Source organism: Stenotrophomonas maltophilia group sp. Smal13 (assembly GCF_030236855.1).
Lineage (GTDB): Bacteria > Pseudomonadota > Gammaproteobacteria > Xanthomonadales > Xanthomonadaceae > Stenotrophomonas > Stenotrophomonas maltophilia_A.
On the sequence record NZ_JASJSQ010000019.1, the window covers coordinates 40,488 to 62,779 of the forward strand.

Annotated in this window: 28 protein-coding genes, 3 tRNA genes and 1 pseudogene; 13 read left to right on the top strand and 19 right to left on the bottom strand. The window is 66.6% G+C overall.

Annotation, left to right across the window (positions count from 1 at the left end):
- Nucleotides 1–58: 58 nt before the first annotated feature.
- Entirely contained in the window at nucleotides 59–568 is a 510-nt protein-coding gene (locus QRO95_RS08990) for a DUF3011 domain-containing protein (protein ID WP_032128662.1), read from the bottom strand.
- Nucleotides 569–808: 240 nt separating this feature from the next.
- On the opposite strand from QRO95_RS08990, the gene QRO95_RS08995 reads away from it, so the two are divergent.
- Nucleotides 809–1,204 (top strand): hypothetical protein, encoded by a 396-nt coding sequence (locus QRO95_RS08995; protein WP_012511691.1) that lies wholly within the window; start codon nucleotides 809–811, stop codon nucleotides 1,202–1,204.
- A gap of 24 nt (nucleotides 1,205–1,228) precedes the next feature.
- On the opposite strand, the gene QRO95_RS09000 is transcribed toward QRO95_RS08995, so the two are convergent.
- Nucleotides 1,229–1,921 carry an aspartate/glutamate racemase family protein gene (locus QRO95_RS09000; RefSeq protein WP_049423866.1) on the bottom strand — a complete coding sequence of 231 codons (693 nt, stop codon included), beginning with the start codon at nucleotides 1,919–1,921 and terminating at the stop codon, nucleotides 1,229–1,231.
- 86 nt (nucleotides 1,922–2,007) lie between these two features.
- Here QRO95_RS09000 and QRO95_RS09005 point away from each other — a divergent pair, with 86 nt between their 5' ends.
- From QRO95_RS09005 to QRO95_RS09025, 5 genes are all read left to right on the top strand, one after another.
- Nucleotides 2,008–2,319 (top strand): helix-turn-helix transcriptional regulator, encoded by a 312-nt coding sequence (locus QRO95_RS09005; protein ID WP_032128664.1) that lies wholly within the window; start codon nucleotides 2,008–2,010, stop codon nucleotides 2,317–2,319.
- On the top strand, nucleotides 2,319–2,669 hold the full coding sequence (locus QRO95_RS09010) for a polyketide cyclase (protein WP_285302349.1): 351 nt from the start codon (nucleotides 2,319–2,321) through the stop codon (nucleotides 2,667–2,669). The genes QRO95_RS09005 and QRO95_RS09010 overlap by 1 nt, the downstream gene beginning before the upstream one ends.
- A gap of 37 nt (nucleotides 2,670–2,706) precedes the next feature.
- Nucleotides 2,707–3,315, top strand: a complete 609-nt coding sequence (locus QRO95_RS09015) for an ATP-dependent Clp protease proteolytic subunit (protein WP_132810530.1) — start codon at nucleotides 2,707–2,709, stop codon at nucleotides 3,313–3,315.
- A 98-nt stretch (nucleotides 3,316–3,413) separates the two neighbouring features.
- The gene (locus tag QRO95_RS09020) at nucleotides 3,414–4,055 is read left to right on the top strand and encodes a LysE family translocator (RefSeq protein WP_032128667.1); all 642 of its coding nucleotides are present in this window, start codon (nucleotides 3,414–3,416) and stop codon (nucleotides 4,053–4,055) included.
- A 94-nt stretch (nucleotides 4,056–4,149) separates the two neighbouring features.
- Nucleotides 4,150–4,323, top strand: coding sequence for a DUF1328 domain-containing protein (locus QRO95_RS09025; RefSeq protein WP_006380555.1), 174 nt, complete (start codon nucleotides 4,150–4,152; stop codon nucleotides 4,321–4,323).
- Nucleotides 4,324–4,345: 22 nt separating this feature from the next.
- Here the strand turns inward: QRO95_RS09025 and QRO95_RS09030 are convergent, their stop codons facing one another.
- The 4 genes from QRO95_RS09030 to QRO95_RS09045 form a co-directional block, all read right to left on the bottom strand.
- Nucleotides 4,346–4,678, bottom strand: a complete 333-nt coding sequence (locus tag QRO95_RS09030; RefSeq protein ID WP_005410423.1) for an SMR family transporter — start codon at nucleotides 4,676–4,678, stop codon at nucleotides 4,346–4,348.
- Between the two features lie 13 nt (nucleotides 4,679–4,691).
- Nucleotides 4,692–5,264: a TetR/AcrR family transcriptional regulator gene (locus tag QRO95_RS09035; RefSeq protein ID WP_049401207.1), complete on the bottom strand. Its 573-nt coding sequence runs from the start codon at nucleotides 5,262–5,264 to the stop codon at nucleotides 4,692–4,694.
- A gap of 86 nt (nucleotides 5,265–5,350) precedes the next feature.
- Nucleotides 5,351–5,584 carry a DUF1653 domain-containing protein gene (locus QRO95_RS09040; RefSeq protein WP_049423874.1) on the bottom strand — a complete coding sequence of 78 codons (234 nt, stop codon included), beginning with the start codon at nucleotides 5,582–5,584 and terminating at the stop codon, nucleotides 5,351–5,353.
- 12 nt (nucleotides 5,585–5,596) lie between these two features.
- Nucleotides 5,597–5,881 (bottom strand): hypothetical protein, encoded by a 285-nt coding sequence (locus QRO95_RS09045; protein WP_285302352.1) that lies wholly within the window; start codon nucleotides 5,879–5,881, stop codon nucleotides 5,597–5,599.
- A gap of 404 nt (nucleotides 5,882–6,285) precedes the next feature.
- Between QRO95_RS09045 and QRO95_RS09050 the strand changes: the two genes are divergently transcribed.
- The 3 genes and pseudogenes from QRO95_RS09050 (at nucleotide 6,286) to QRO95_RS09060 (ending at nucleotide 7,560) form a co-directional block, all read left to right on the top strand.
- Nucleotides 6,286–6,492, top strand: coding sequence for a hypothetical protein (locus QRO95_RS09050; RefSeq protein WP_049423877.1), 207 nt, complete (start codon nucleotides 6,286–6,288; stop codon nucleotides 6,490–6,492).
- A gap of 132 nt (nucleotides 6,493–6,624) precedes the next feature.
- Nucleotides 6,625–7,189 (top strand): annotated as a pseudogene (locus QRO95_RS09055) (DUF3011 domain-containing protein).
- 167 nt (nucleotides 7,190–7,356) lie between these two features.
- A complete protein-coding gene (locus QRO95_RS09060; RefSeq protein WP_005417823.1) occupies nucleotides 7,357–7,560 on the top strand; it encodes a hypothetical protein in 204 nt (67 codons plus the stop codon).
- A 152-nt stretch (nucleotides 7,561–7,712) separates the two neighbouring features.
- On the opposite strand, the gene dxs is transcribed toward QRO95_RS09060, so the two are convergent.
- From dxs to QRO95_RS09095, 7 genes are all read right to left on the bottom strand, one after another.
- Nucleotides 7,713–9,620: a 1-deoxy-D-xylulose-5-phosphate synthase gene (gene dxs / locus QRO95_RS09065; protein WP_049462121.1), complete on the bottom strand. Its 1,908-nt coding sequence runs from the start codon at nucleotides 9,618–9,620 to the stop codon at nucleotides 7,713–7,715.
- Nucleotides 9,621–9,725: 105 nt separating this feature from the next.
- The gene (locus tag QRO95_RS09070; RefSeq protein WP_019336875.1) at nucleotides 9,726–10,391 is read right to left on the bottom strand and encodes an HNH endonuclease; all 666 of its coding nucleotides are present in this window, start codon (nucleotides 10,389–10,391) and stop codon (nucleotides 9,726–9,728) included.
- A 513-nt stretch (nucleotides 10,392–10,904) separates the two neighbouring features.
- On the bottom strand, nucleotides 10,905–12,695 hold the full coding sequence (locus QRO95_RS09075) for an acyl-CoA dehydrogenase C-terminal domain-containing protein (RefSeq protein WP_285302354.1): 1,791 nt from the start codon (nucleotides 12,693–12,695) through the stop codon (nucleotides 10,905–10,907).
- Between the two features lie 65 nt (nucleotides 12,696–12,760).
- Nucleotides 12,761–13,237 carry an LEA type 2 family protein gene (locus QRO95_RS09080; RefSeq protein ID WP_049401709.1) on the bottom strand — a complete coding sequence of 159 codons (477 nt, stop codon included), beginning with the start codon at nucleotides 13,235–13,237 and terminating at the stop codon, nucleotides 12,761–12,763.
- 162 nt (nucleotides 13,238–13,399) lie between these two features.
- Nucleotides 13,400–13,951 (bottom strand): lipocalin family protein, encoded by a 552-nt coding sequence (locus tag QRO95_RS09085; protein ID WP_049401708.1) that lies wholly within the window; start codon nucleotides 13,949–13,951, stop codon nucleotides 13,400–13,402.
- 141 nt (nucleotides 13,952–14,092) lie between these two features.
- A tRNA-Phe gene (locus QRO95_RS09090) sits at nucleotides 14,093–14,168 on the bottom strand.
- Between the two features lie 73 nt (nucleotides 14,169–14,241).
- Nucleotides 14,242–14,317: transfer RNA gene (locus QRO95_RS09095), tRNA-Phe, on the bottom strand.
- A gap of 334 nt (nucleotides 14,318–14,651) precedes the next feature.
- Between QRO95_RS09095 and QRO95_RS09100 the strand changes: the two genes are divergently transcribed.
- On the top strand, nucleotides 14,652–15,677 hold the full coding sequence (locus QRO95_RS09100) for an NADP-dependent oxidoreductase (protein ID WP_285302356.1): 1,026 nt from the start codon (nucleotides 14,652–14,654) through the stop codon (nucleotides 15,675–15,677).
- 79 nt (nucleotides 15,678–15,756) lie between these two features.
- Here the strand turns inward: QRO95_RS09100 and QRO95_RS09105 are convergent, their stop codons facing one another.
- The gene (locus QRO95_RS09105; protein WP_285302357.1) at nucleotides 15,757–16,599 is read right to left on the bottom strand and encodes a bifunctional transcriptional activator/DNA repair enzyme AdaA; all 843 of its coding nucleotides are present in this window, start codon (nucleotides 16,597–16,599) and stop codon (nucleotides 15,757–15,759) included.
- A 132-nt stretch (nucleotides 16,600–16,731) separates the two neighbouring features.
- Here QRO95_RS09105 and QRO95_RS09110 point away from each other — a divergent pair, with 132 nt between their 5' ends.
- A complete protein-coding gene (locus QRO95_RS09110) occupies nucleotides 16,732–17,493 on the top strand; it encodes an SDR family oxidoreductase (protein ID WP_285302358.1) in 762 nt (253 codons plus the stop codon).
- A gap of 6 nt (nucleotides 17,494–17,499) precedes the next feature.
- On the opposite strand, the gene QRO95_RS09115 is transcribed toward QRO95_RS09110, so the two are convergent.
- A complete protein-coding gene (locus tag QRO95_RS09115) occupies nucleotides 17,500–17,985 on the bottom strand; it encodes a hypothetical protein (RefSeq protein WP_121504548.1) in 486 nt (161 codons plus the stop codon).
- Nucleotides 17,986–18,146: 161 nt separating this feature from the next.
- Here QRO95_RS09115 and QRO95_RS09120 point away from each other — a divergent pair, with 161 nt between their 5' ends.
- On the top strand, nucleotides 18,147–18,317 hold the full coding sequence (locus tag QRO95_RS09120) for a hypothetical protein (protein ID WP_165929940.1): 171 nt from the start codon (nucleotides 18,147–18,149) through the stop codon (nucleotides 18,315–18,317).
- A 62-nt stretch (nucleotides 18,318–18,379) separates the two neighbouring features.
- On the opposite strand, the gene QRO95_RS09125 is transcribed toward QRO95_RS09120, so the two are convergent.
- The 4 genes from QRO95_RS09125 to QRO95_RS09140 form a co-directional block, all read right to left on the bottom strand.
- A tRNA-Ala gene (locus QRO95_RS09125) sits at nucleotides 18,380–18,455 on the bottom strand.
- Between the two features lie 94 nt (nucleotides 18,456–18,549).
- Entirely contained in the window at nucleotides 18,550–19,482 is a 933-nt protein-coding gene (locus tag QRO95_RS09130) for an alpha/beta hydrolase (RefSeq protein ID WP_285302359.1), read from the bottom strand.
- Nucleotides 19,472–20,365: an alpha/beta fold hydrolase gene (locus QRO95_RS09135; RefSeq protein WP_285302361.1), complete on the bottom strand. Its 894-nt coding sequence runs from the start codon at nucleotides 20,363–20,365 to the stop codon at nucleotides 19,472–19,474. Before QRO95_RS09135 ends, QRO95_RS09130 begins: the two co-directional genes overlap by 11 nt.
- A gap of 21 nt (nucleotides 20,366–20,386) precedes the next feature.
- Nucleotides 20,387–21,442 carry a sugar phosphate isomerase/epimerase gene (locus tag QRO95_RS09140; protein ID WP_285302362.1) on the bottom strand — a complete coding sequence of 352 codons (1,056 nt, stop codon included), beginning with the start codon at nucleotides 21,440–21,442 and terminating at the stop codon, nucleotides 20,387–20,389.
- Nucleotides 21,443–21,543: 101 nt separating this feature from the next.
- Here QRO95_RS09140 and QRO95_RS09145 point away from each other — a divergent pair, with 101 nt between their 5' ends.
- Complete coding sequence (locus tag QRO95_RS09145; RefSeq protein WP_049461862.1) at nucleotides 21,544–22,125, top strand: TetR/AcrR family transcriptional regulator; 582 nt, start codon at nucleotides 21,544–21,546, stop codon at nucleotides 22,123–22,125.
- Nucleotides 22,126–22,292: the final 167 nt, after the last annotated feature.

Consider the following 22,292-nt stretch of genomic DNA (forward strand, 5'->3'; position numbering starts at 1 on the left):
TCTATCGGCTCTGCCGCAGGCGCAGCCGCACCCGCCGCAGCCAGCGCGTGCTCGGCAGTCAATACACGCGGAACTCGGCCCGGCAGCCGTCGCTGACCCACACGCCGCGGCGGTCCCAGCCCCAGTTCTGGTCCTCGATGCAGGCCGTCACCGACTTCTGCTTGATCAGGCGCACCTCGTGGCGCACACGGATACGGCATTCCTTGTCCTTCTTTTCGTAGGACTCGCAGACCAGGCGCTCGCCATCATCGTCACGGTCCCTGCCGCGGCCGGGCCAGCGTCCGCGCCCATAGCCGTCGGCGACGAACTCGGCGCGGCAGCCGTCGGTCACCCACAACGTGCGGCGGCTCTGGCCCCAGTTCTGGTTCTCCACGCACCGGGTCACCGACAGTTGCCTGGCCAGGCGCATGGGGCCTTCGATCGGGCATTGCGCGGTCTTGTTGAACTGCGATTCGCAGCGCAGCGCCGGAATGTGATCGGTGTCGTAGTCCTGTGCGGCCACGGTGGTGGCGGCCAGCAGCAGGGCAAGGGAGGTGCCGGTGATCGTCAGCAGCAGGCGATGGGACATGTGCAGGCTCGGTGGGGACGGGGCGGCAAGAATGGCCCAGTCCGGGGCTGCCGGAACGCTTCGTTCCGAAGATGGCTCAGTGGCGGTTTAGTAGTACGCGCGGGCCCATGCAGAGGCTTACATCCCGTATCATCGCTGCACATCCGATCGCATCGGTTTACACCCTCTTACATGTCTCCCACGCCGGTCGGCACAGTCTGTGGCTGTTGTCACTGGCATGCGGCCGGCGCGTGGAGGAGGATGCGCGGACCACGACGACCACAGGGGGTTGCGTTGATCAGCAGTACCGTCATTCATCGCTCGGCCGACGCAGGCGGCGCCGAGGTGCGGGTCCTGGACACCACGTTCAAGGGCAAGCATGTGTTCATTGCCTGGGGCCTGCGCGGGCCGGAACTGACCCGCAGCGCGGACCCGGCTGCCACCGTGGCCGCACGCAAGGCGCTGCACGCGGTTGCCGGCCACAGCGAGGGGCCGCGCAGCCCGGAAGTGTTCATCGCCAACCAGTCGGCGGTGGCGATCACGGTCTATCGCCTGCTTACCGAGGCGCGCTCCGGCGATGCCATCTTTTTCCTGTGCGATTCACAGGCGGTGGTCGAGTGGCTCATCACCGCGCTGGAAGTGCAGGGCGCGGACTGATTCCGCGCTCCGGCGCGCATCGATTCACGCCAGCGCCGCGTCCACCGCAGCCCGTGCGTGCAGTGCAGTGGTATCGAACAGCGGCACTGCGCTGTCTTCCGGTCGTACCAGCAGCATGATCTCGGTACAGCCCAGGATGATGGCTTCGGCACCGCGCGCCACCAGTCTCGCGATCACGCCGGCGTAGACCTGTCGTGAGTGCTCGCTGACCACACCGGCGATCAGTTCCTGGTAGATGATGTCGTGCACGCTGCGACGATCATCGGCTTCGGGAACCAGCACCTCCAATCCGAAGCGATCCTGCAGCCGGCCGCGGTAGAAGTCCTGTTCCATGGTGAAGGCGGTACCGAGCAGGCCCACCTTGCGTGCGCCTGCCTGCACGATGGCCTGGGCGGTGGGGTCGGCGATATGCAGCAGCGGCAGTGGGCAGACCGCCTCGATGCGGTCGGCCAGCTTGTGCATGGTGTTGGTGCAGATCAACAGCAGATCGGCGCCACCGGCCTGCAGGCGCCGTGCAGCGTCGGCCATATGGTCGCCCAGCGCATTCCAGTCGCCGTCATGCTGCAGCTGCTTGATGCCGGCGAAATCCACCGACCACAGCAGCAGCTGCGCCGAATGTGCGCCACCGAGGCGCTGCCGCACGTCCTCGTTGATGAGCCGGTAATACTGCGCCGAGCTTTCCCAGCTCATGCCGCCGATCAGGCCAAGGGTCTTCATGCACAGCTCCATGCCGGGGAGCCGTCATTGCAGCACAGCCGATGCGGGAGTTGCACTACACATTAGTGGTTGCTAATGTGTTGGTCATGATCGAGAACGCCCTCTTCAAAGCGCTGGCCGACCCCACCCGCCGCCACATCTTCGAAAAGCTGGCCGAGGGCGGGCAGCATGCCAGCGCGCTGCGCGAGGGCATGGCGATCAGCCAGTCTGCGATGTCCCAGCACCTGGCGGTGCTGCGCGATGCCGGGCTGGTGAGCGAACAGCGCCAAGGCCGCTTTGTCCACTACCAGGTCGATCCGCGCGGGCTGGCGCACATCGGCAACTGGCTGCAGCGCTACCGGGCCTACTGGCCCGCGCGGATGGATGCCTTGCAGGATCTGCTGAAGGAGATGGACTGATGGACGATGTTCTGCACGAAGCGACTCCCGCGTTGGTGATGGAGCAGTGGCTGCCAGCGCCACCGGAACGGGTCTGGCGCGCACTGTTCGATCCGGCACTTCGTGAGCGCTGGTTGCCGGCGGCCGATCTTGCCGATCCGCAGCCCTGCCTGTGCGAGGAGGGGCGGGAGCTGGGGTTCCGCCTGCGCGATGCGCAGCCTCCGCATCTGCACAGCCTGGTGTGTTTCCAGCTGCGCGCGGATGACGGTGGGGGGACGGTGCTGACCATCGTGCATCGGCTCACCGACCTGCGCGCGTTGCTGCCGTTGGCCGCCAACGACGATCATCGCACCATGATGCGCGCGGCCTGAGGCGGCGCCTGGATCAAACGCTACAGGGAGCAGGCACATGCGGGACAGAATGCAGCTGATACCGATGGTGGTGGAACGCAGCGAGCGCGGTGAGCGCTCCCATGACATCTACTCGCGGCTCCTGCGCGAGCGCATCATCTTTCTCAACGGTGAAGTCGATGACACTGTGTCGGCGCTGGTCTGCGCGCAGCTGCTGTTCCTGGAATCGGAAAACCCGGAGAAGCCGATCCATCTGTACATCAACTCGCCGGGTGGGGTGATCTCCAGCGGCCTGGCGATGTACGACACCATGCAATACATCTCGGCCCCGGTGCATACGCTGTGCATGGGCACCGCGCGGTCTATGGGTTCGTTCCTGCTGATGGCCGGCGAGCCCGGTCACCGTGCGGCGTTGGCCAATGCCAGCCTGCATGTGCATCAGCCGCTGGGCGGGGTGCAGGGCCAGGCGTCGGACATCTTCATCCATGCCGAGGAAATGCAGCGCACCAAGCAGCGCATCACCCGGCTGTATGCGCAGCATTGCGGACGCAGTGTCGAGGAGGTCGAGCAGACCCTGGACCGCGATCGTTTCATGAGTGCCGAGCAGGCATGCGAATGGGGCTTGATCGACCAGATACTGGTACGGCGCGACGCGCTTGCGGCCTGAGCCTGCCTCTGTAACCACCGCATCCATGCTGCGCTGTGTGTGCCGCGCCAGGCCGGCGCACTCTATGCTGGTGGGATCTTCTGAAGTGGATGTCCGATATGGCCCTGCATACCTGGTGGTGGTTCCTCGCCACGGTGTTCGTTCTGTGTGGTACGCCGGGGCCGAACATGCTGCATATCCTCGGTCGCAGCGTCGGGCTCGGCTTTCGCGGTAGCGTGCCGGCGATGGCTGGCTGCCTGCTGGCGATGCTGCTGGTGCTGGCGGCCTCCGCAGCAGGCTTGAGTGCGCTGCTGCATTCCTCGCCGATGCTGTTTGAGGTGCTGCGCTATCTGGGCGTGGCCTATCTGGCCTGGCTGGGCCTGAAGGCATGGCGTGACAGTTGCCGGCCGGCACCACCGGTGACGGTCGATGCCGCGTTGCCGGTTGCGGCGTCGCTGGGCGCGTGGAAGGTGTTCCGTGGTGGCCTTCTGGTGGGCCTGAGCAATCCCAAGCTGCTGCTGTTCGCTGCGGCGTTCCTGCCGCAGTTCGTCGACCCGTCGCGTGGCCAGGCGCTGCAGTACAGCGTGCTGGTCGCCACCTTCGCCGGCTGCGAACTGTTCTGGTACGTGATGTATGCCGCCGGTGGCCATGGCCTGCGCCGATGGTTGGCCAAACCCTTCGCGCGGCGCTGGTTCGAGCGGCTGGTGGGCAGCGTTTTCCTGGCCTTTGCAGTGGCCCTGCTGCGTTTCCGCCCGCGCTGATTCACGCCGCGCACGCGGCCTGTTCACGACTGCCGCATCGGCTACGGCCTAGCCTGATCATCCAGTACGCAGTCCCCACGGGGAAAGGTTTGACATGATCAAGTGGGCCATCATCTTCGCCATCATCGGCGTCATTGCGGGCGTGCTCGGCTTCGGCGGCATTGCCGGCGCCGCGGTCGGCATCGCCAAGTTCCTGTTCTGGGCCGGCATCATCATCGCCGTGGTGCTGTTCCTGCTCGGCATGACCGTAGCGAAGAAGGTCAGCTAGCGTTGATCGCGCAGCAGCGTACTCAGTGCGCGCTGCTGCGCGAGAACAGATTGATCACCAGTACGCCAGCACAGATCAGGCCGATGCCGATCAACGCCGGTGCATCCAGGCGCTGCTTGAACACCACCAGCCCGATCAGCGAGATCAGCACGATGCCGACGCCGGACCAGATCGCGTAGGCGATGCCGGTCGGGATCGACTTCATGGTCATCGACAGCAGGTAGAAGCACAGTCCATAGCCGACCAGCGCGCCCAGTGTCGGCGCCAGCCGGCTCATGCCGTCGGATGCCTTCAGCAGCGACGTGGCAATTACTTCCAGCACGATGGCCGCGGCAAGGTAGAGATAGGGATTCATTGAGCGCTCCTGCTCACTGCGGGTCGCATAGTTTCAGGGCCTGTTCGGCCATCGCCAATGCGTTGGCGCGTTCTTCCTCGTCCAGCGGACGCCCATAGGCCGTGGCCCAGTAGCCATCGGCAGCGCAGCGCGCCGCATACAGTCGGGGATCGTTGGCTTCGCCGGCGAACTCGGCCAGCATCGCACGCTTCCAGGTACGCCAATGCGCGAGCAGGGCTGGTTCCATCAGGTTGCCCAGGGTCAGGCCGATGTCGTTGTCCTGTTCCTGCTGCAGCAGATGCTCGAAATTGGCCTGCACATAGGCGCGGCTGAAACGGCCATGCCCTTCGGGGTTTTCCTGCAGCAGGGCACGCACCCGCGCTTCGAATTCGCCGATGAGCGCTCCGATGGCTTCATCCACCAGTGCCTGCTTGCTGCTGAAATGATGGAACAGCGCACCCTTGCTGACACCGGCGGCCTGTGCGACGTCCTGCACGGTCAGCGCGGCCAGGCCGTTACGACCGATCACTTCAATGGTGGCCTGCAGCAGTGACTGGCGCACGCTGTCGGGCGCCTTGCGGCGCGAACGGGAGGGGGATGCGGACATGGCGGGAAGAAACCGACTGGACGGTACGATTGTAACGCAGGCCCGTGGTGTCACCGCGCTGCCGGCCAGGGCCGGCAGCGGAACCGTCATGCATCGATGCGGGCGAAACGCGGCTGCGGTCCGTGTTCGCCCGGTACCTGTTCGACGAACATGGCATACGGGCGCACCCACAGGCCGCCTTCGCCATAGAGCGCGCGATACAGCACCAGTGGCTCCAGCGTCTCGCTGCTGCGGACGATATCGAGCACTTCGTACTCGCCGCCCTTGAAGTGGCGGTAGCGACCCGGGGCCAGGGTGGGTAGCGGGCTCAGCTCAGCCATGGGGTGCGAGCCTCACTTGCGTGCCGGGCTGGCCGGCTTCGCGCAGTAGGCATCGATGGCCTCGGCGGTATTGGCCAGGCCCTGTGCCTGTGCCAGTTCCCACGGGCGTTCGCAACGCTGGCTGTGCTCGCACCACTGGTAGCCGGCCGAACCAATCCATCCGTGGGCATCGCGATCGCCGCCCACCTTCGGTACCGCAGACGAGGTGGGCGCCGCATCGGCACGTGCGGCGGCGTCGTGCTGGTTGGCGCACGCGGTCAGCACCAGCAGGGCTGGAATCAGAAGAAGCGCTTTCATCGGGCGGGCTCCGTGCCTAAAGCGACAGTGTCTGTCGCAAATAGCCGTCCAGCAAGCGCTCAGTGCATGGCGGCGCGGATCAGCTCTTCAATCAGCACCAGATAGCTGGCCACGAAATAGAACTTCAGCAGCGTCCAGCGCTGCTGCGAGAAGAAGGTGCGCATGTGGAAGGGGCCCCTGTTGGTGACGGTAGTGTGAAGCTCCGTCAACTCCGTGACAAGGGTCACGGAACGCCTTCACTAAACAGCCTCAGGGATGTGAGGGTTGGGAAGCGCCCGACCGAATCCTGAGGCATTTTCGTACAAATCTGATGGGCCATCTCCGACGCGATCGATAGCCTGAGGGTGTACTGGCACGTGGCCCTGCCGCCTGTCACCGCCTCTTTCCTTCCGCAGGAGCTTCTCATGGTCTTTACTGTCCAATGCACTGCCCGGCACTGGTCCGTGTTGCATCCGAAGGCGGGTGACGCCACCCGTTACGCCCGCGGTGCCGATGCCTTCGACGCGGCCGCTGCGCTGGCCCTCGAGCACCATCGTCGCACCGGCCAGCGCAGCACGGTCCGGGTCGAGGCGCTCGGCAGCACCGTGGATGCGCTCCATATCGGGGAGTGACGCCACCGGCCGAGGCGCAGTCAGCCACGGTTGAGTTGTTTGAATGGGGAAAAAACCGCCGTGGTGCGCCCCCCTGTGCGCCGCGCCACGAATCCCGGATGCTTGCGCCATCGTATTCATCCGGAGATTCCGATGGGCAAGGCACTCACCTGGCGCACCCTGGCCTGCACGCTGCTGCCGATGCTGGCGGCCGCAGGCGGCGCGCAGGCGCAGAGCTATGGCTACGGTTATGACGACGATCGCTATGGCGGTCGTGATGGCGGCGGCATCGTCCGCTGCGAATCGATCAAGAACCGCAGCAATGAATGCCGTCTGGAAGGCCGTGCCCGGATGATCCGCCAGTTGTCCGGTTCGCCGTGCGTGGAAGGCGAGACCTGGGGGCAATCGCGCTACGGTGTGTGGGTCACCCAGGGCTGCCGTGCCGAGTTCGTTGGCGAGTACCGCCGTGGCGGTGGCTGGGGTGGTGGCCATGGCAACGGCCGGGGCAACGGTGGCAATGGCTGGGGCGGGGGGTGAGGTGATCACCTGCCATTCCAACGGCCACCGCCAGGAGTACTGTGATGCCCGCATCCGTCGTGGTGTGCGCCTGGTGCGTCAGGATTCACGCAGCGCCTGCATCGAGGGCCAGACCTGGGGCTGGAACCGTCGTGGCATCTGGGTCAGCGACGGCTGCCGGGCGCAGTTCCAGGTGAATTGAGCTCGCCCATCGAAAATCAGAATAATCTGATACAGCTCACATTTTGAACGTCGTATCTTCTGTGATCAGGGCGCCCCTGCGTGCCCCTGATCCGTCGCGATGAAGTCTGCCGTAACCGGCACGCCCGTCCCGCCACCGTCGATACGCTGCCTCAAGGAGTGAGCTGCATGTTGATCCGCCTGCAATGCGAGCAACGCCAATGGCGCGTGCTGCACCCGGACCGGCCGGAACCGATCGAGTTCCGCGATGGTGCCCGGGCCTACGATTTCGCTGAAACCCTTGCACGCCTCCACTTCGTCGACACCGGGCAGCGCGCTGCGGTGCGGGTGGAGGCCAGCGGCGCGTTCGTGGAAGCGGTCAGCTACGGCTGAGGGTTGGGGTTTCCGGCCAGATCATCGTTCCGGAGACCGCTAGCCACGCACAGCGTGGATCTACTTTGCATCTGTCTCCACGCATGGCGTGGATCGACCCCTGTTCCGCAGTAGATCCACGCCATGCGTGGATCTACTGGTGGTGACCGGCCTCAGCCTGCCGCGCTGAGCGGCGGGGTCCCGGCAGCCAGCTGCGGCCAGCGCTTGAGTACCGCCGCGCGGATGCCCGCCGCATCGATACCGGCTTCGGCCAGCAGGTCCTCACGGCTTGCGTGGTGCTGGTAACTGTCTGGCAGGCCCAGGTGCAGGATCGGGCGCAGTACGCCTTCGGCGTTGAGCAGTTCGCCGACGCCGGAGCCGGCGCCGCCGGCCACCACGTTGTCTTCGATCGTGACCAGGCCCTCGTGCTGGGCGGCCACGGCCAGCACCAGCTCGCGGTCCAGCGGCTTGATGAAGCGCATGTTGACCACGCTCAGCCCCAGTTCGCGGCCGACCTGCTCAGCGGCGGCCACGGTGCTGCCGAAGGCGAGCAGCGCGACGCGGCTGCCCTGCAGGCGCAGCTCGCCCTTGCCGATCGGCAGGGTGGACAGGTCGGTACCGGCGGCAACGCCGGTGCCGGTGCCGCGCGGATAGCGCACGGCGGCCGGGCCCGGGTGCTGCAGGCCAGTGCTGAGCATCTGCCGGCACTCGGCTTCATTGGACGGAGCCATCACCACCAGGTTCGGCACGCAGCGCAGGAAGCTCAGGTCGAGGTTGCCGGCATGGGTGGCGCCGTCCGGACCGACCACGCCGGCGCGGTCGATCGCGAACAGCACGTCCAGGTCCTGGATGGCCACGTCATGCACCAGCTGGTCGTACGCGCGCTGCAGGAAGGTGGAATAGATCGCCACCACCGGCTTGCCGCCCTGGGTGGCCATGCCGGCGGCGAGGGTGACCGCGTGCTGCTCGGCAATTGCCACGTCGAAATAGCGCTGCGGGTATTCCTTGCTGAAACGCACCAGGCCGGAGCCTTCGCGCATCGCCGGGGTGATGCCGTACAGGCGTGGCTCGGCAGCGGCGGCATCGCACAGCCAGTCGCTGAACACATCGGTGTAGGTCGGCTTCTTGGCACCGGCCTTGGCCACCAGTCCCTTGTCCGGATCGAACGGGCCGACGGCGTGGTAACCGATCTGGTCGCCTTCGGCCGGCTCGTAGCCCTTGCCCTTGGTGGTCATCACGTGCAGCAGCTTCGGGCCCTTGGAGGCGCGCAGCGTCTTCAGCGTGGACAGCAGGGCCGGCATGTCGTGGCCGTCGATCGGGCCGGTGTAGTGGAAGCCCATTTCCTCGAACATCGTGGACGGCACGAACATGCCCTTCCAGTGTTCTTCCCAGCGCTTCACGAAGCGCGCCGGGTTGTTCTTCTTGTCGCCGAGGATCTTCTTGCCGCCTTCGCGCAGCGCATTGAGCGTGCGGCTGCCGGTGGCGCGGCCGAGCATCTTGGTCAGACCGCCGACCGCCTCGGAGATCGACATGTTGTTGTCGTTGAGGATCACCAGCAGGTTCGGCTCGGGCTCCATGCCACCGGCGTGCATCAGCGCTTCGAACGCCATGCCGGCGGTCATTGCGCCATCACCGATCACTGCAACGACCTGGCGGTTGTCGCCTTCGGACTGGCGGGCGATGGCCATGCCGAGTGCGGCCGAGATCGAGGTCGAGGAGTGGCCGACGCCGAAGGTGTCGTACTCGCTCTCTTCGCGCTTCGGGAACGGCGCGACGCCGTCCTTCTGCTTGACGGTGTGGATCTCGTCGCGGCGACCGGTCAGGATCTTGTGCGGGTAGGTCTGGTGACCGACGTCCCAGACCAGCTGGTCCTGCGGAGTCTGGTACAGGTAGTGCAGGGCCACGGTGAGTTCGATCACGCCCAGGCCGGCGGCGAAGTGGCCGCCGCTCTTGCCCACCGACTCGATGAGGTAGGCGCGCAGTTCGTCGGCGACCGCCCTCAATTCGGATTCGTCGAACGTGCGCAGGTCATCCGGTGTCTGGATGCGCGCGAGGCGGGGATAGCGGGCAGAGTCGATCATCATGTTCGCACTTGTTCTGAACGCCCATTTTCGCCCTCAAACGGGGGTGGGGCAAGCAAACGCCGCCGCCCGTGACAGGACGGTGAGGGTTGCATTTTCAGCGATTCAGGTGCTCAGTTTTGACCGCTTGGGCAATTGCGCCTTCAGGAAGGCCATCTGGTCGGCCAGGATGTTGCGGTTGGACAGGATCAGATGCTCGATCCAGCTGGGCCGGTAAGGCACCGCCAGCAACGGCATTCCGGCCTGCTGGGGGGTGCGGTCGCTCTTGCGCGAGTTGCAGTGGAAGCAGGCGGTGACCACGTTTTCCCAGCAGTCCAGGCCACCCTTGGACAGCGGCATGACGTGGTCGCGGGTGAGCGTGGGGCGGTTGAACTGCTGGCCGCAGTACATGCACAGGTGCGCGTCGCGGGCGAACAGGGCCGGGTTGGTCAGGTTTGGCGTGGGGTCGATCGCGCGGGAGCGGGCGTGGCCGCGGGCGGCGATGATCGGGTGCAGGTCCATGCCGCTCTGCAGTCCGCTGAAGCGGTTGGTACCGCCGTGGATGTGCAGGCAGGGATCGCCGAGTGTCCAGGCGACGGCTTCGCGGGCGTAGAGGCACGCCGCATCCTGCCAGGTGATCCAGTCCAGTACGCGTCCGTGGGCATCAAGCGAGAGCAGCCGGACCGAACCGGGGCGATGCAGCGTCGTGGCGTTGGGCGATGCTTCGGCGCCCGGAGCAGAAAACGGAGCTCCGGCTTCGATCAGACCCAAGCGTGTAGTGTCTGTCTCCATCGGGAGAACAGCTTATACCTGAATGTTGACGATTTGTGTATCGCCTGTCGGCGATACGCAAATCGCAACGATTCAGGTCCGCGCATTCCTCCTATCCCCCGCACCTGTCGGTGCGCCCCCTTTAGCAACCCAGCCCGCCGTTGGCGCGCTGGGTTGCCCGCGCATTCTTCCTAATCCCCGCGCCTGTCGGCGCGCCCCCTTTAACAAAAGGGGGCTTTTCTCCAGATGGATTTCGGTGGTTTCCATCCACGCATGGCGTGGATCTACGGTGTCGACCAAGGTCGACACCTACCAGCAGCAGAAATCTGTCGAAGGCGGGGTGGGTCCGGTTGCGGGGGCGTGAGCGCCATGGATGGCGCGACCGAGGCTACAGGGACGTACTTGCGCCGTCCCCCGCAATTGGACCCACCTCGCCACCCCGCAGGAAGCCAGCTCTTGCCGTTGCCGTTGCTGTTGCTGTTGCGGGTGCCGGCCAGCGGCCGGCACTACCGCGGGTGCCGGGCGCAGCCCGGCTCAGGCGCCGAAGCGCTCGTCGTCCATCGCCATCAGCGGGGCGGCGCCGGCCTGGATCGCGGCGGCGTGGCTGAGGGTGCGCGGCAGCACGCGGGCGAAGTAGAACCGTGCGGTCTCGCGCTTGCCCTGAGCGAAAGCGGCGCCGTGCGCGCTGGCATCGGCGGCCGCCACGCTGCGGGCCCACCAGTAAGCCAGCACCACGTAGCCCGAATAGAACAGGTAGTCGTAGCTGGCTGCACCCAGTTCGTCCGGGTTGGCGGCCGCGCGCTGCAGCACGTCCAGGGTCAGCTTGCCCCATTCGGCGGCCTTGGCGCGCAGCGGGCCGATGAACTCGGCCAGCGCTTCGTTGCCCTCGTTGGCCTTGGCGAACGCCTCGATCTCGGCCAGCATCAGCTTCAGGCCGGCACCCTGGCTGGACGCGGTCTTGCGGCCGATCAGGTCCAGCGCCTGGATGCCGGTGGTGCCTTCATACAGCGTGGTGATGCGCGCATCGCGGGCCAGCTGCTCCATGCCGTGTTCGCGGATGTAGCCGTGGCCGCCGAAGCACTGCAGGGCGTTGTAGGTGTTCTCGATACCCCATTCGGTCTGGCAGGCCTTGGAGATCGGGGTCAGGAAGCTCACCAGGGTGTCGGCGCGCTCGCGCTCGGCGGCGTCCTCGGCGTGGTGGGCGACGTCGATCAGGGTGGCGGCGTGCAGGGCCAGCAGGCGGCTGCCCTCGACCAGTGACTTCACCGTCAGCAGCATGCGGCGCACATCCGGATGGACCAGGATCGGGTCGGCCGGCTTGTCCGGGAACTTGGCGCCGCTCAGGGCGCGCGACTGCAGGCGCTCACGGCTGTACTTCAGTGCGTTCTGGTAGGCGCGCTCGGACAGGCCGATGCCCTGCAGGCCGACGCCCAGGCGCGCGGTGTTCATCATGGTGAACATGGCCTGCAGGCCCTTGTGCGGCTGGCCGACCAGGTAGCCCTGCGCACCATCGAAGTTCATCACGCAGGTGACCGACCCCTTGATGCCCATCTTGTGCTCGATCGAGCCGCAGCGCAGTGCGTTGCGCTCGCCGACGTTGCCTTCGCGGTCGACCTTGAACTTCGGGGTGACGAACAGCGAGATGCCCTTGGCACCCGGAGGGGCGTCGGGCAGCTTGGCCAGCACCAGGTGCACGATGTTGCCGGTCAGGTCGTGCTCGCCGGCAGTGATGAAGATCTTGGTGCCGGTGATCGAGTAGCTGCCATCGGCATTCGGCTCGGCCTTGGTCTTGAGCAGGCCCAGGTCGGTGCCGCAGTGCGGTTCGGTCAGGCACATGGTGCCGGTCCAGCGGCCCTCGATCAGCGGCTTCAGGAAGGCCTCGTGCTGCCAGGCCTCGCCGTGCTGCTTCAGCGCTTCGATGGCGCCGTGCGAGAGCAGCGGGAAGTTGCCCCACGCCAGGTTGGCGGCGTTGATCATCTCGTTGAGCGGCACGCCCAGGGTGTGCGGCAGGCCCTGGCCGCCCAGCTCCGGCGAGGCGGTCAGGCCGGTCCAGCCGCCATCGACGAACTGGTCGTAGGCCTGCTTGAAGCCGGGCGGGGTGGTCACTTCACCGGTGGCCTGGTCGAGCACGCAGCCGATCTCGTCGCCGACGCTGTTGAGCGGGGCCAGCACGGTGGCGCTGAAGCGGCCGGCTTCTTCCAGCACGGCATCGACCACGTCGGCGGTGGCGTCGGTGAAGCCCAGGCGGGCGAACAGGGGTTCGACCTTGAGCACATCGTGCAGGGCGAAACGGAGGTCGGAAAGCGGGGCGGTGTAGCTGCTCATCGGTACGTCTCGATTTGATCAGGGACAGGGGGAGCGGCGCCGGGCGCCGCGGCGGAAAGCGGGAGTCAGCGCAGCACGCCCGGCAGGCCCGGGGCCTGGTTGAGGGTGCTGCGGCTGCTGATGTCGAAGCTGCGCTGCTTCTTTTCCTGCGGCGTGGCTGCCACCGTTCCCTTCAGGCCATAGGCCAGGGTGCGGTTGCTGGCCAGCGCATCGGCCACTACCAGGCGTGCGGCCGAGCTGGGCACCAGATCGACCTGGATGACGTCGGCCGAGGTGCCGCCGATGGAAATGCCCGGCTTGGCCTGCAGGGTGCCGGCGTCGCTGTCGCCGACGGTCAGCGCCAGCGCGACGTCATCGAAGGTCATGGGCATGGAGCTGTAGTTCTGCAGGCGCAGGGCCACGGTCCAGTTGCCGTCGGCGCGCACGGTCAGCTGCTGCAGGCTGGCTGCCGGTTCCGAAACACGCTTGACGATGCCGTTGTTGCAGGCAACAAGGGCGAGGGTGCACAGGACGATCAAGGCGATACGGAAGCGGTGGAGCATGGGCGCAGGTCCTCTGGAGGGGTGCGTTGGATAAGCATACTACGGCGTATGGTCGTTTGGATCGCCTGTGGCGACCCGTCGCAGAGGGTAGCGCGTGAAGATGGCGGCCGGGCGTGCGCGGCGCCGGATGGCGCGCGCGTGGTGCGCCGGATGCGGCACGGTTCAGTCGGCGGGCGTATCGCGAATCGGAGCCATCAGGCGCAGTGGGCCGAGGTCGTAGCCCATCGTCTCGGCTTTCTCTTTCAACTGTTCGAACCGGGTGCGATCCATTTCCGGCAGGCGCGAGAGGATCCACAGGTACTTACGGTCCGGCTCACCGACCAACGCCCACTGATAGTCCGGGTCCAGTGCCAGGACCCAGTAGTCGGCCCAGACCAGCGGCACCCAGCTCAGCCAGTCCGGCACGAAGCGCACCTGCAACTGGCCGGGATGGCCGGCAACCGGGCGTGCAACGCCTTCAGCAACCACGCGTTCTCCGTCGCCGTTGCGGCAGGCATTGGTGACACTGATGCGGCCATCGCGGCGCAGCCCGTAGTTGGCGGTGATCTCGCCGACGCACTGCTTCTGGAACGACACCGGAAGATGCGCGATCTCGTGCCACTGGCCTGCGTAGCGGTCGATGTCCAGCGTGTCGACTGCGCGCACCGGTTCGGCGGCGATCACCGGGGAGGCGGCCAGCAGCAGGCAGGCAAGCAGGGTGGGGCGCAGAGGCATCGGCAGGCTCCAGGCAGGAGTCTGGAGCGTAGGTGCCACCGCACATGCCGGTGTAAATGTTTCGTCAACCGGGTGGTGTGGCCGCCGCTTGCGCGGAGCGCGAACAAAAAAAAGACCTGCATTTCTGCAGGTCTCTGAAGATGGTGGCCGAAGACGGAATCGAACCGCCGACACGGGGATTTTCAATCCCCTGCTCTACCAACTGAGCTACTCGGCCAAATTGTGTGGCAACCGTGATCAAACCCGGTTTCCGGAAAAAAAAGACCCGCATTTCTGCAGGCCTTCGAAAGTGGTGGCCGAAGACGGAATCGAACCGCCGACACGGGGATTTTCAATCCCCTGCTCTACCAACTGAGCTACTCGGCCACATGTTTCGTTGCAGCGAGGTCGCTGCCAAGGACGCGTATATTACGGAGGTCGGCTGCCTTCGGCAAGCGTTTTGCCAAGATTTCTTCACATTGCCGTCTGCGCGCTCGCAAGTGCTTGATCCTCCGTTCTGGGGCGGGGCGTGGCCAGTCGATCATCGTCTGCGGTGGAAATCAGCAGATCGCCGCGATCGCCAAAGCTGCAAGGGCAAGGGCTGCGCCGGACCTGCGCCGGTCCGGGCGATGGAACGCTGTTTTCGTGGCCGCCATCGGGGATGGCTGCGGCGTAGTGTCGGCACTCCTTTCCTGATGCTGGCAACAGCAGAGACCTGGCCATGTCCGATCCCTCGACCACCTCCCGCATCGTGCTTGCGTCGCGTCCGCAGGGGGCGCCAAGTGCAGCCAACTTCCGCCTGGAACAGGTTGCGTTGCCGTCATTGGCCGATGGCGAGGTGCTGCTGCGCAACCGCTACCTGTCGCTGGACCCGTACATGCGTGGACGCATGGACGAGGGCCCCTCGTATGCCGCGCCGGTGGCGGTGGGCGCGGTGATGGAAGGGCAGACCGTGGCCGAGGTGCTGCAGTCCAACGCCGAGGGAGTAGCCGCAGGTGAGCTGGTGCTGGCGCCGGGGGGCTGGCAGACCCACGCGGTGCTGCCGGCCAAGGCACTGGGGCGCCGCCTGGACCCGGCCGGACTGCCGCTGAGTACCGCGCTGGGCGTGTATGGCATGCCCGGCTTCACCGCCTATTCCAGCCTGCATGAAATCGCCCGTTTGAAGCCGGGCGAGACGCTGGTGGTGGCTGCCGCGACCGGGCCGGTGGGCGCGACCGTGGCCCAGCTGGCCAAGCTGCAGGGCGCGCGCGTGGTCGCCATCGCCGGCGGCGAAGCCAAGCGTGCCTATCTGCAGACGCTGGGCGTGGACGTGGCGCTGGATCATCGCGCCGCTGATTTCGCCGCGCAGCTGCGTGCGGCGGTGCCCAGGGGTATCGACGTGTATTTCGAGAACGTAGGCGGGCACGTGCTGGATGCAGTGCTGCCGCTGCTCAACGACTTCGCCCGCATTCCGGTGTGCGGCACCATCGCCACCTACAACGAGCGGGGCGTCGAGCAGCCCGGCCCGGACCGGTTGCCCGCACTGTTCAGCCAGATCCTGCGCCAGCGCCTGACCGTGCGTGGTTTCATCGTGCACGACTTCAACCACCTGTGGCCGGAGTTCGAACGCGAGATGCCGCAATGGCTGCGCGACGGCCGCGTCCAGTACCGCGAGGATGTGGTGGAAGGGCTGGAGAATGCGCCGGATGCGTTCTTCGGGCTGTTGCAGGGGCGCAACTTCGGAAAGCTGGTGGTGAAGCTGGATTGAGCGTTCGCCGGGATTCGCCGGGCATGGCCCGGCGCTACCGCGCGGTGTGCCGACCAAGGTCGGCAGCTACCGGGTTGCATCAGCCGTTGGCTGCCTTTTCCCGGCGCAGCAGTTCGCGCTTGCGCGCTACGCCCCAGGCATAGCCGGACAGGTCGCCATCGCGGCGCACCACGCGGTGGCAGGGCACGGCCACCGCCAACGGATTGCTTGCGCATGCGCGTGCGACGGCACGGCTTGAGCGCGGCGCGCCGATACGCGCGGCGATATCCGCATACGAGGCAGTCTGCCCGCGCGGAATCTGCTGCAGTGCCTGCCACACCCGTTGCTGGAACGCGGTGCCACGGATATCCAGCGGCAGCGTGGCGCCTCGCGAAGGATCCTCGACCAGGCCTACGACCTGTGCCACCAGTTGCTCGTAGCCCTGGTCGGCGCCGACCAGTTCGGCTTGGCGGAAGCGTTGCTGCAACGACTGCAGCAGTGTCTCCGGATCGTCGCCGAGCAGGATCGCGACCACGCCGGTCCCGCTGCTGGCCACCAGCACGCTGCCCAGTGAGCTTTCGGCAAGCGCGAAGTGGATGACTTCGCCGCGCCCCCCTGCGCGCCATTGCTTGGGCGTCATGCCCAGCAATTTCGGTGCGTTCTCGTAGAAGCGTCCACTGGAACCGAAGCCAGCATCGTGGAAGGCGTCGGTGATGCGTTCCTGTTGTTCCAGCCCAGTGCGCAGGCGGTCGGCGCGCAGCGCGGCGGCGTACTGCTTGGGGGTCAGCCCGGTGGACTGCTTGAACAGGCGATGCAGGCGCGTCGGGCTGCAGCCAGCGATATCGGCCAGTTGCTGCAGCGAGGGTTCGTCGAGGCTGGCCTGCAGGTGCCGGCAGACCCGTTCGATGCGGTCATCGAGGGCGGTGGTGGCGGTACTGTCCATGGCCGGATTCTGGCACGTGCCGGTGCTGCGGAAACTCCGTTTCCTGCACTCACCTGTGAGGCCCGGAAACGGAGTGTTGGCGGGCCGAAGGCACGGCATCGTGGCGGCCACTTCACAACCGGTACCACGACCATGCGCCTGAACAACAAGATCGCTCTCATCACCGGTGCCAGCGCCGGTATCGGCCGCGCCAGCGCGCTGCGCTTCGCCGCCGAAGGAGCAAAGCTGGTGCTCAACGCACGGCGGCCGGAGCCGCTGCAGGCGCTGGCCGAGCAGATTCGCGCTGCCGGTGGCGAAGCCGTGGTGCATGCTGCCGACGTGGCCAACCCGGGCACGGCGCAGGCGCTGGTCGATCTGGCCCAGCAGTCATTCGGCGGCCTGGACATCGCGCTCAACAATGCCGGCATGCTCGGCCCGGGCGTGCCGGCGGCGGAGTTTCCGGTGGATGCCTGGCGCGAGGTGATGGCCACCAATCTCGACGCCGCCTTCCATGCGGCACGCGCGCAGCTGCCGGCACTGCTGGCGCGCGGCGGCGGCTCGCTGGTGTTCGTCGGTACCTTCGTCGGCCACACCGTGGGATTCCCGGGCATGGCGGCCTATGCGTCAAGCAAGGCCGGGGTGATCGGCCTGAGCCAGGTGATCGCTGCCGAATACGGTGCGCGCGGTGTGCGCAGCAACGTACTGCTGCCCGGTGGCACCGATACGGAGATGGGCCGGCAGGCCGCACCGACCGGCGATGCCCGCGACTTCGTGCGCTCGCTGCACGCACTCAAGCGCCTCGCCGAGCCGGAGGAGATCGCCAATGCGGCGCTGTTCCTGGCCAGCGATGAGAGCAGTTTCGTTACGGGCACCGCGATGCGCGTGGAGGGTGGGGTGTCGATCACCCGTACCTGAGCGCGGTCACGTGCGTGGTGAGTAGCGAATGCCGCTGCTGGCCATGAAGCCTTTCGGATCGAAACGGGCCCAGGCTTCGCCCCAGTTGAACCGGGCGCAGCCGCCGGCCAGTTTTCGCCCCAATGCCGTGGCCAAGGTGCGGCGCATGAACGCGACTTCGGCATCGATCGCTGCCTGGGTTGGCCAGCCGTCTTCCAGTGTTGCACCGGGTAGATCGACGCCCATCGTCACCATGTCGAGCTGTTGCCCGTGGAAGCACAGGCTGATGCCAGCGGGCGCACCACCCAGGCTGAGCCGGTGCAGGCTGAGCCAGTGATAGCCGGTGCCGACGTCGTGCTCCCCTCGCACCAGCGTGGCGAACGCGATACGCGCCTCATCCCGTGACAGGGTGGGGCCGATCAGTGTCGGCAGATTGCCGAGCTGGATGCTGCCGTCGGTCGCATCGAGGCGCATCGGCACGGCGTGTGCTGCGTGCTGGGCAGAAGAGGGCATGGCATACCGGTGGGCGTGGTGCCTCGGATTCTGGCTGCACGGGGGCCGCAGCGGCAAGCCAGTGCCTGCACATGACGTTGGCACAGGACTGACCTGTGGCTTACCCGGCAACCTCTAGCGTGATGGGCAACGTTGGCGTTCCGCCGGCGAGGGAGATTTCAATGAACGAGCGAGGCAAGGATCAGGACCCGAAGCAGGGCATCCAGGAAAGCCGCCAGGACAGGAAGCAGGACGACGTGGCCAAGCAGCGGCCGGGGCAGCGCGATCAACAGGTGCGCGATACGCACTCGCGCAGCCCGCAGCGCAAGGACGGCGGCGAGGAGCCGGCCTGAGCCGCGGGCGCTGAAAAGAAAAAACCCGCAGATCACGGAGATCTACGGGTTCTTCTGAATAGTGGTGGAGCCAAGGAGGATCGAACTCCTGACCTCGTCATTGCGAACGACGCGCTCTCCCAGCTGAGCTATGGCCCCACGGCAGGCTTTCAGTGTAGCGCTGCCTGCCGGGCTTGCCAAGCGCCGGGCCGGGACGGCGGCAGGCGTGGATCTGCCGCCGTCCCCAGCCGGTTCAGGCCAGCGCCTGGCGCAGCAGATCGCCCGCGCGCTGTATCGCCATGCCGGTGGAAGCGGCCACGCCCTGCAGGTGGATGCAGGCATGGATCATCCCCGGCAGCCGCTCCAGCATGCAGTCGACACCCGCAGCCTGCAGGCGGTGCGCGTACTGCTCGGCCTCGTCGCGCAGCGGATCGTGCTCGCAGCTGAGTACGGAGGCAGGCGCCAGCCCCTGCAGGTCGGTTGCGTGGGCGGGCGAGGCCAGTGCCGGCGGTGGATCCAGATCCATCCCACTCAGATAGGCCTGCCAGCAGCGCTGCATCAGTTCGGCGCTGAGGTAATAGCCCGTGGCGTAGTCGCGGTAGGAACCGCCGCCCATGCCGGCATCCAGCGCCGGGTACAGCAGCAGTTGGTGGCACGGTTGCGGCAGGCCCCGTTCGCGCAGCAGCAGGCAGCAGGCGGCGGCGAGGTTGCCGCCGGCGCTGTCGCCACCGATCGCCAGCCGCCGTGGGTCCAGGCCGAGGCGCTCGGCGTTGTCCTGCAACCACCGCCAGGCGTCGGCGACGTCATGCAGTGGAACCGGGAACGGGTGCTCCGGCGCCAGCCGGTAGCCCACTGCGGCGATCACGCAGCCACTGGCATTGGCCAGCGCACGGCAGGGGCCGTCATAGACCGCCAGCGAACACTGGAACCAACCGCCGCCGTGGGCGAACAGCAGAGCCGGTACCGGTCCATCGGGAAGCCCTTCCGGCGTGTAGAAACGCAGCTCCAGCGCATGCCCGTCGCGCGCGATTACCGTGTGTTCGATCACATGCGCAACCGGCTGTGGTGCTCCCTGCAACTGTGGCAACGCGCTCTCGCTGATCGCCCGCAGTTCGCGCAGGTCCTCCGGCAGCGGATGGACGGCGACGGCGTCGACGAACTGCTGCAGCGCCGGCTCAAGCAGCATGGCGAACCTCCAGCAGGAACGGCAGCAGCTGTGCAAGGAACGCTTGCGGTGCTTCTTCCATGATGAAGTGGCCGCAGCCCGGAACGATGCTGCCGCGGACATCGTCGGCATGTGGCTGCAGGGTCAGCATCGGCGCATCGCCGGTGGCGTGCTCGGCGCCGATGGCCAGTACCGGCATCGGCAAACGGCGCTGCGCGCGCTGCTTGTTCTGGCGGATCGTCTCCGGAATCGCGCGATACCAGGCGAAACCCGCGCGCAATGCGCCCGGACGGCTGTAGGCGGCAATGTAGGTATCGGCGGCGACGGCATCACGGCGGTACGACCAGCGGTCGAACATGAATTCCAGGTAGGCGCGCTCGCGCCCCGTAATCAGTGCTTCCGGCAGGTCGGCCACCTGGTTGAACATGAAGTGCCAAAGGAAGATGTTGTCAGCCGGTGCGGCGAAGATGCCCGGTTCCGGCGCCAGGCCGGGAATCACCGCTTCGGTGACCGCCAGCTGGCGCACGGCCTGCGGCTGATCGCTGGCCAGCGCATAGGCGATCCACATGCCGATGTCATGCCCGACCACCTGGTAACGGTCGTGGCCCAGCGCCCGCATCGTCTGGTGCAGGACGGCGGCGGCACTGCCGGTGTCGTAGCCGTGGGCGGGGCGGTCGGATTCGCCGATGCCCGGCGGATCCACGGCAATCGCTTCGAAACCGGCTTCGGCCAGCGCATGCAGCACGTGGCGCCAGGCATACCAGGTCTGCGGCCAACCGGGAATCAGCAGCACCGGCTCGCCATGGCCGGCGGAAACGCAATGCACGCGCTGGCCATCGATGCGCAGGTAGTGGTGGCGCAGGGCGTCGTCGCCGGCAGCGCCAGCGGAAAGGGAAGTGGTCATGAGGGAGTGCTCCGTTGGGGCTCAGGCGATGCCGAGCATGTGCTGCATCTGTGTGGTGCTGATCGGTGCACCGGCGAAGTCGTCGAAGATCTTGTCGGTGACCGGAATGATGTGGTCGCGGATGAACGCGGCACCTTCGCGCGCGCCGGCTTCCTGGTCCTTCAGGCAGCACTCCCATTCCAGCGTTGCCCAGCCCTGGTAGTCGTACTGGGCCAGCTTGGAGAAGATCGACTTGAAGTCGACCTGGCCGTCGCCCAGCGAGCGGAAGCGGCCGGCACGCTCGGTCCAGTCGGCATACCCGCCATAGATGCCCTGGCGGCCGCTCGGGCGGAACTCCGCATCCTTGACGTGGAACATGCGGATCAGCGGGTGGTAGATGTCCAGGTACTCCAGGTAGTCCAGCTGCTGCAGCACGAAGTGGCTGGGATCGAACAGGATGCGGCAGCGCGGGTGCTGGTCGACGCGTTCGAAGAAGCGCTCGAAGCTGGTGCCGTCATGCAGGTCTTCGCTGGGATGGATCTCGTAGCAGAGGTTGACGCCGTTGTCCTCGCAGGCATCGAGGATCGGCCGCCAGCGTCGTGCCAGTTCGTCGAACGCCGCGTCGATCAGGCCCGGCGGGCGCTGCGGGAACGGGAACAGATACGGCCAGGCGAACGAGCCGGAGAAGGTGCCCATGTCCTGCAGGCCCAGCCGTCGCGAGGCACGGGCGGCCAGGTGCAGCTGCTGCTGCGCCCATTCGCTGCGGGCCTTCGGGTTGCCGCGCAGTGCTTCCGGGGCGAAGCCATCGCAGAGCTCGTCGTAGGCCGGATGCACGGCCACCAGCTGGCCGAGGATGTGGGTGGTCAGTTCGCTGACCTGCAGGCCGTGCTCGGCCAGGGTGCCGCGGAGGTCGTCGCAGTAGTCCTGGCTGTCGGCAGCCGTGGCCAGGTCGAACAGGCGTGCATCCCACGCGGGAATCTGCAGGGCCTTGAAGCCGTGGCCGGCGGCCCACGCGGCAATGCTGGCGAGGCTGTTGAACGGGGCCTGGTCGCCGGCGAACTGCGCCAGGTGCAGGCTGGGGCCCTTGATGGTCTGCATGTGTTGCTCCAATTGTTTGTTGATCAACAAAGAATAGGCGCGACCCTCGCGGTGGTCAACACCCGCGTTACACTGCGCGCCTCACTGGAGCAGGCAGGCAGATGGCAGGGCGACCGCGCGAATTCGACAGGGACCAGGCGTTGCGCAAGGCGATGCTGCTGTTCTGGCAGCACGGCTATGAAGGCACGTCGATGTCGGCACTGGTGGAAGCACTGGGCATCGCCTCTGCACGCATCTATGCCGCGTTCGGCAGCAAGGAGCAGTTGTTCCGCGAAGCCGTTGCGCTGTATGAGGAAGGCGAGGGCGGCTTCGCGCCGCGCGCGCTGGAGCAGGCCACGCTGCGCGAGGCGATCGGGTCCATGCTGCGTGACGCCGTGTTGACCTACACCCGGCGCGGGCGGCCACACGGTTGCCTGGTGGTGTCCTCGGCCAGCAGCGTGTCGCCCGATGGCGAGGGCGTACGGGACTGGCTGGCCAGCCATCGTCGCCAGCGTACGGCGGCGATCATTGCGCGGCTGCAGCAGGCGCAGGCCGAAGGGCAGCTGGCCGGCGATGTGGCGGTGCAGGCACTGGGCGATCACTTCGCCACGGTGCTGCACGGCATTTCGGTGCAGGCCCGTGACGGCATCAGCCGCGAGCGGCTGCTGGCGATGGTCGATGTGGCGTTGACCCCGCTGCCCTGAGTCAAGCCTTCAGGGCGTGCGGAATGCCCGGTGACTGTGCCGAAACCGCTTGTTTCTCCGGGTTTGGGCGCTGCGCAACGAAATCGTAACAATTTGGGGGATAATGGCGGCTTGCGCAGTTATCCTCCTTTTTGCCGCCCGGCTCGCGCAGGCCGCACGGACGCCTC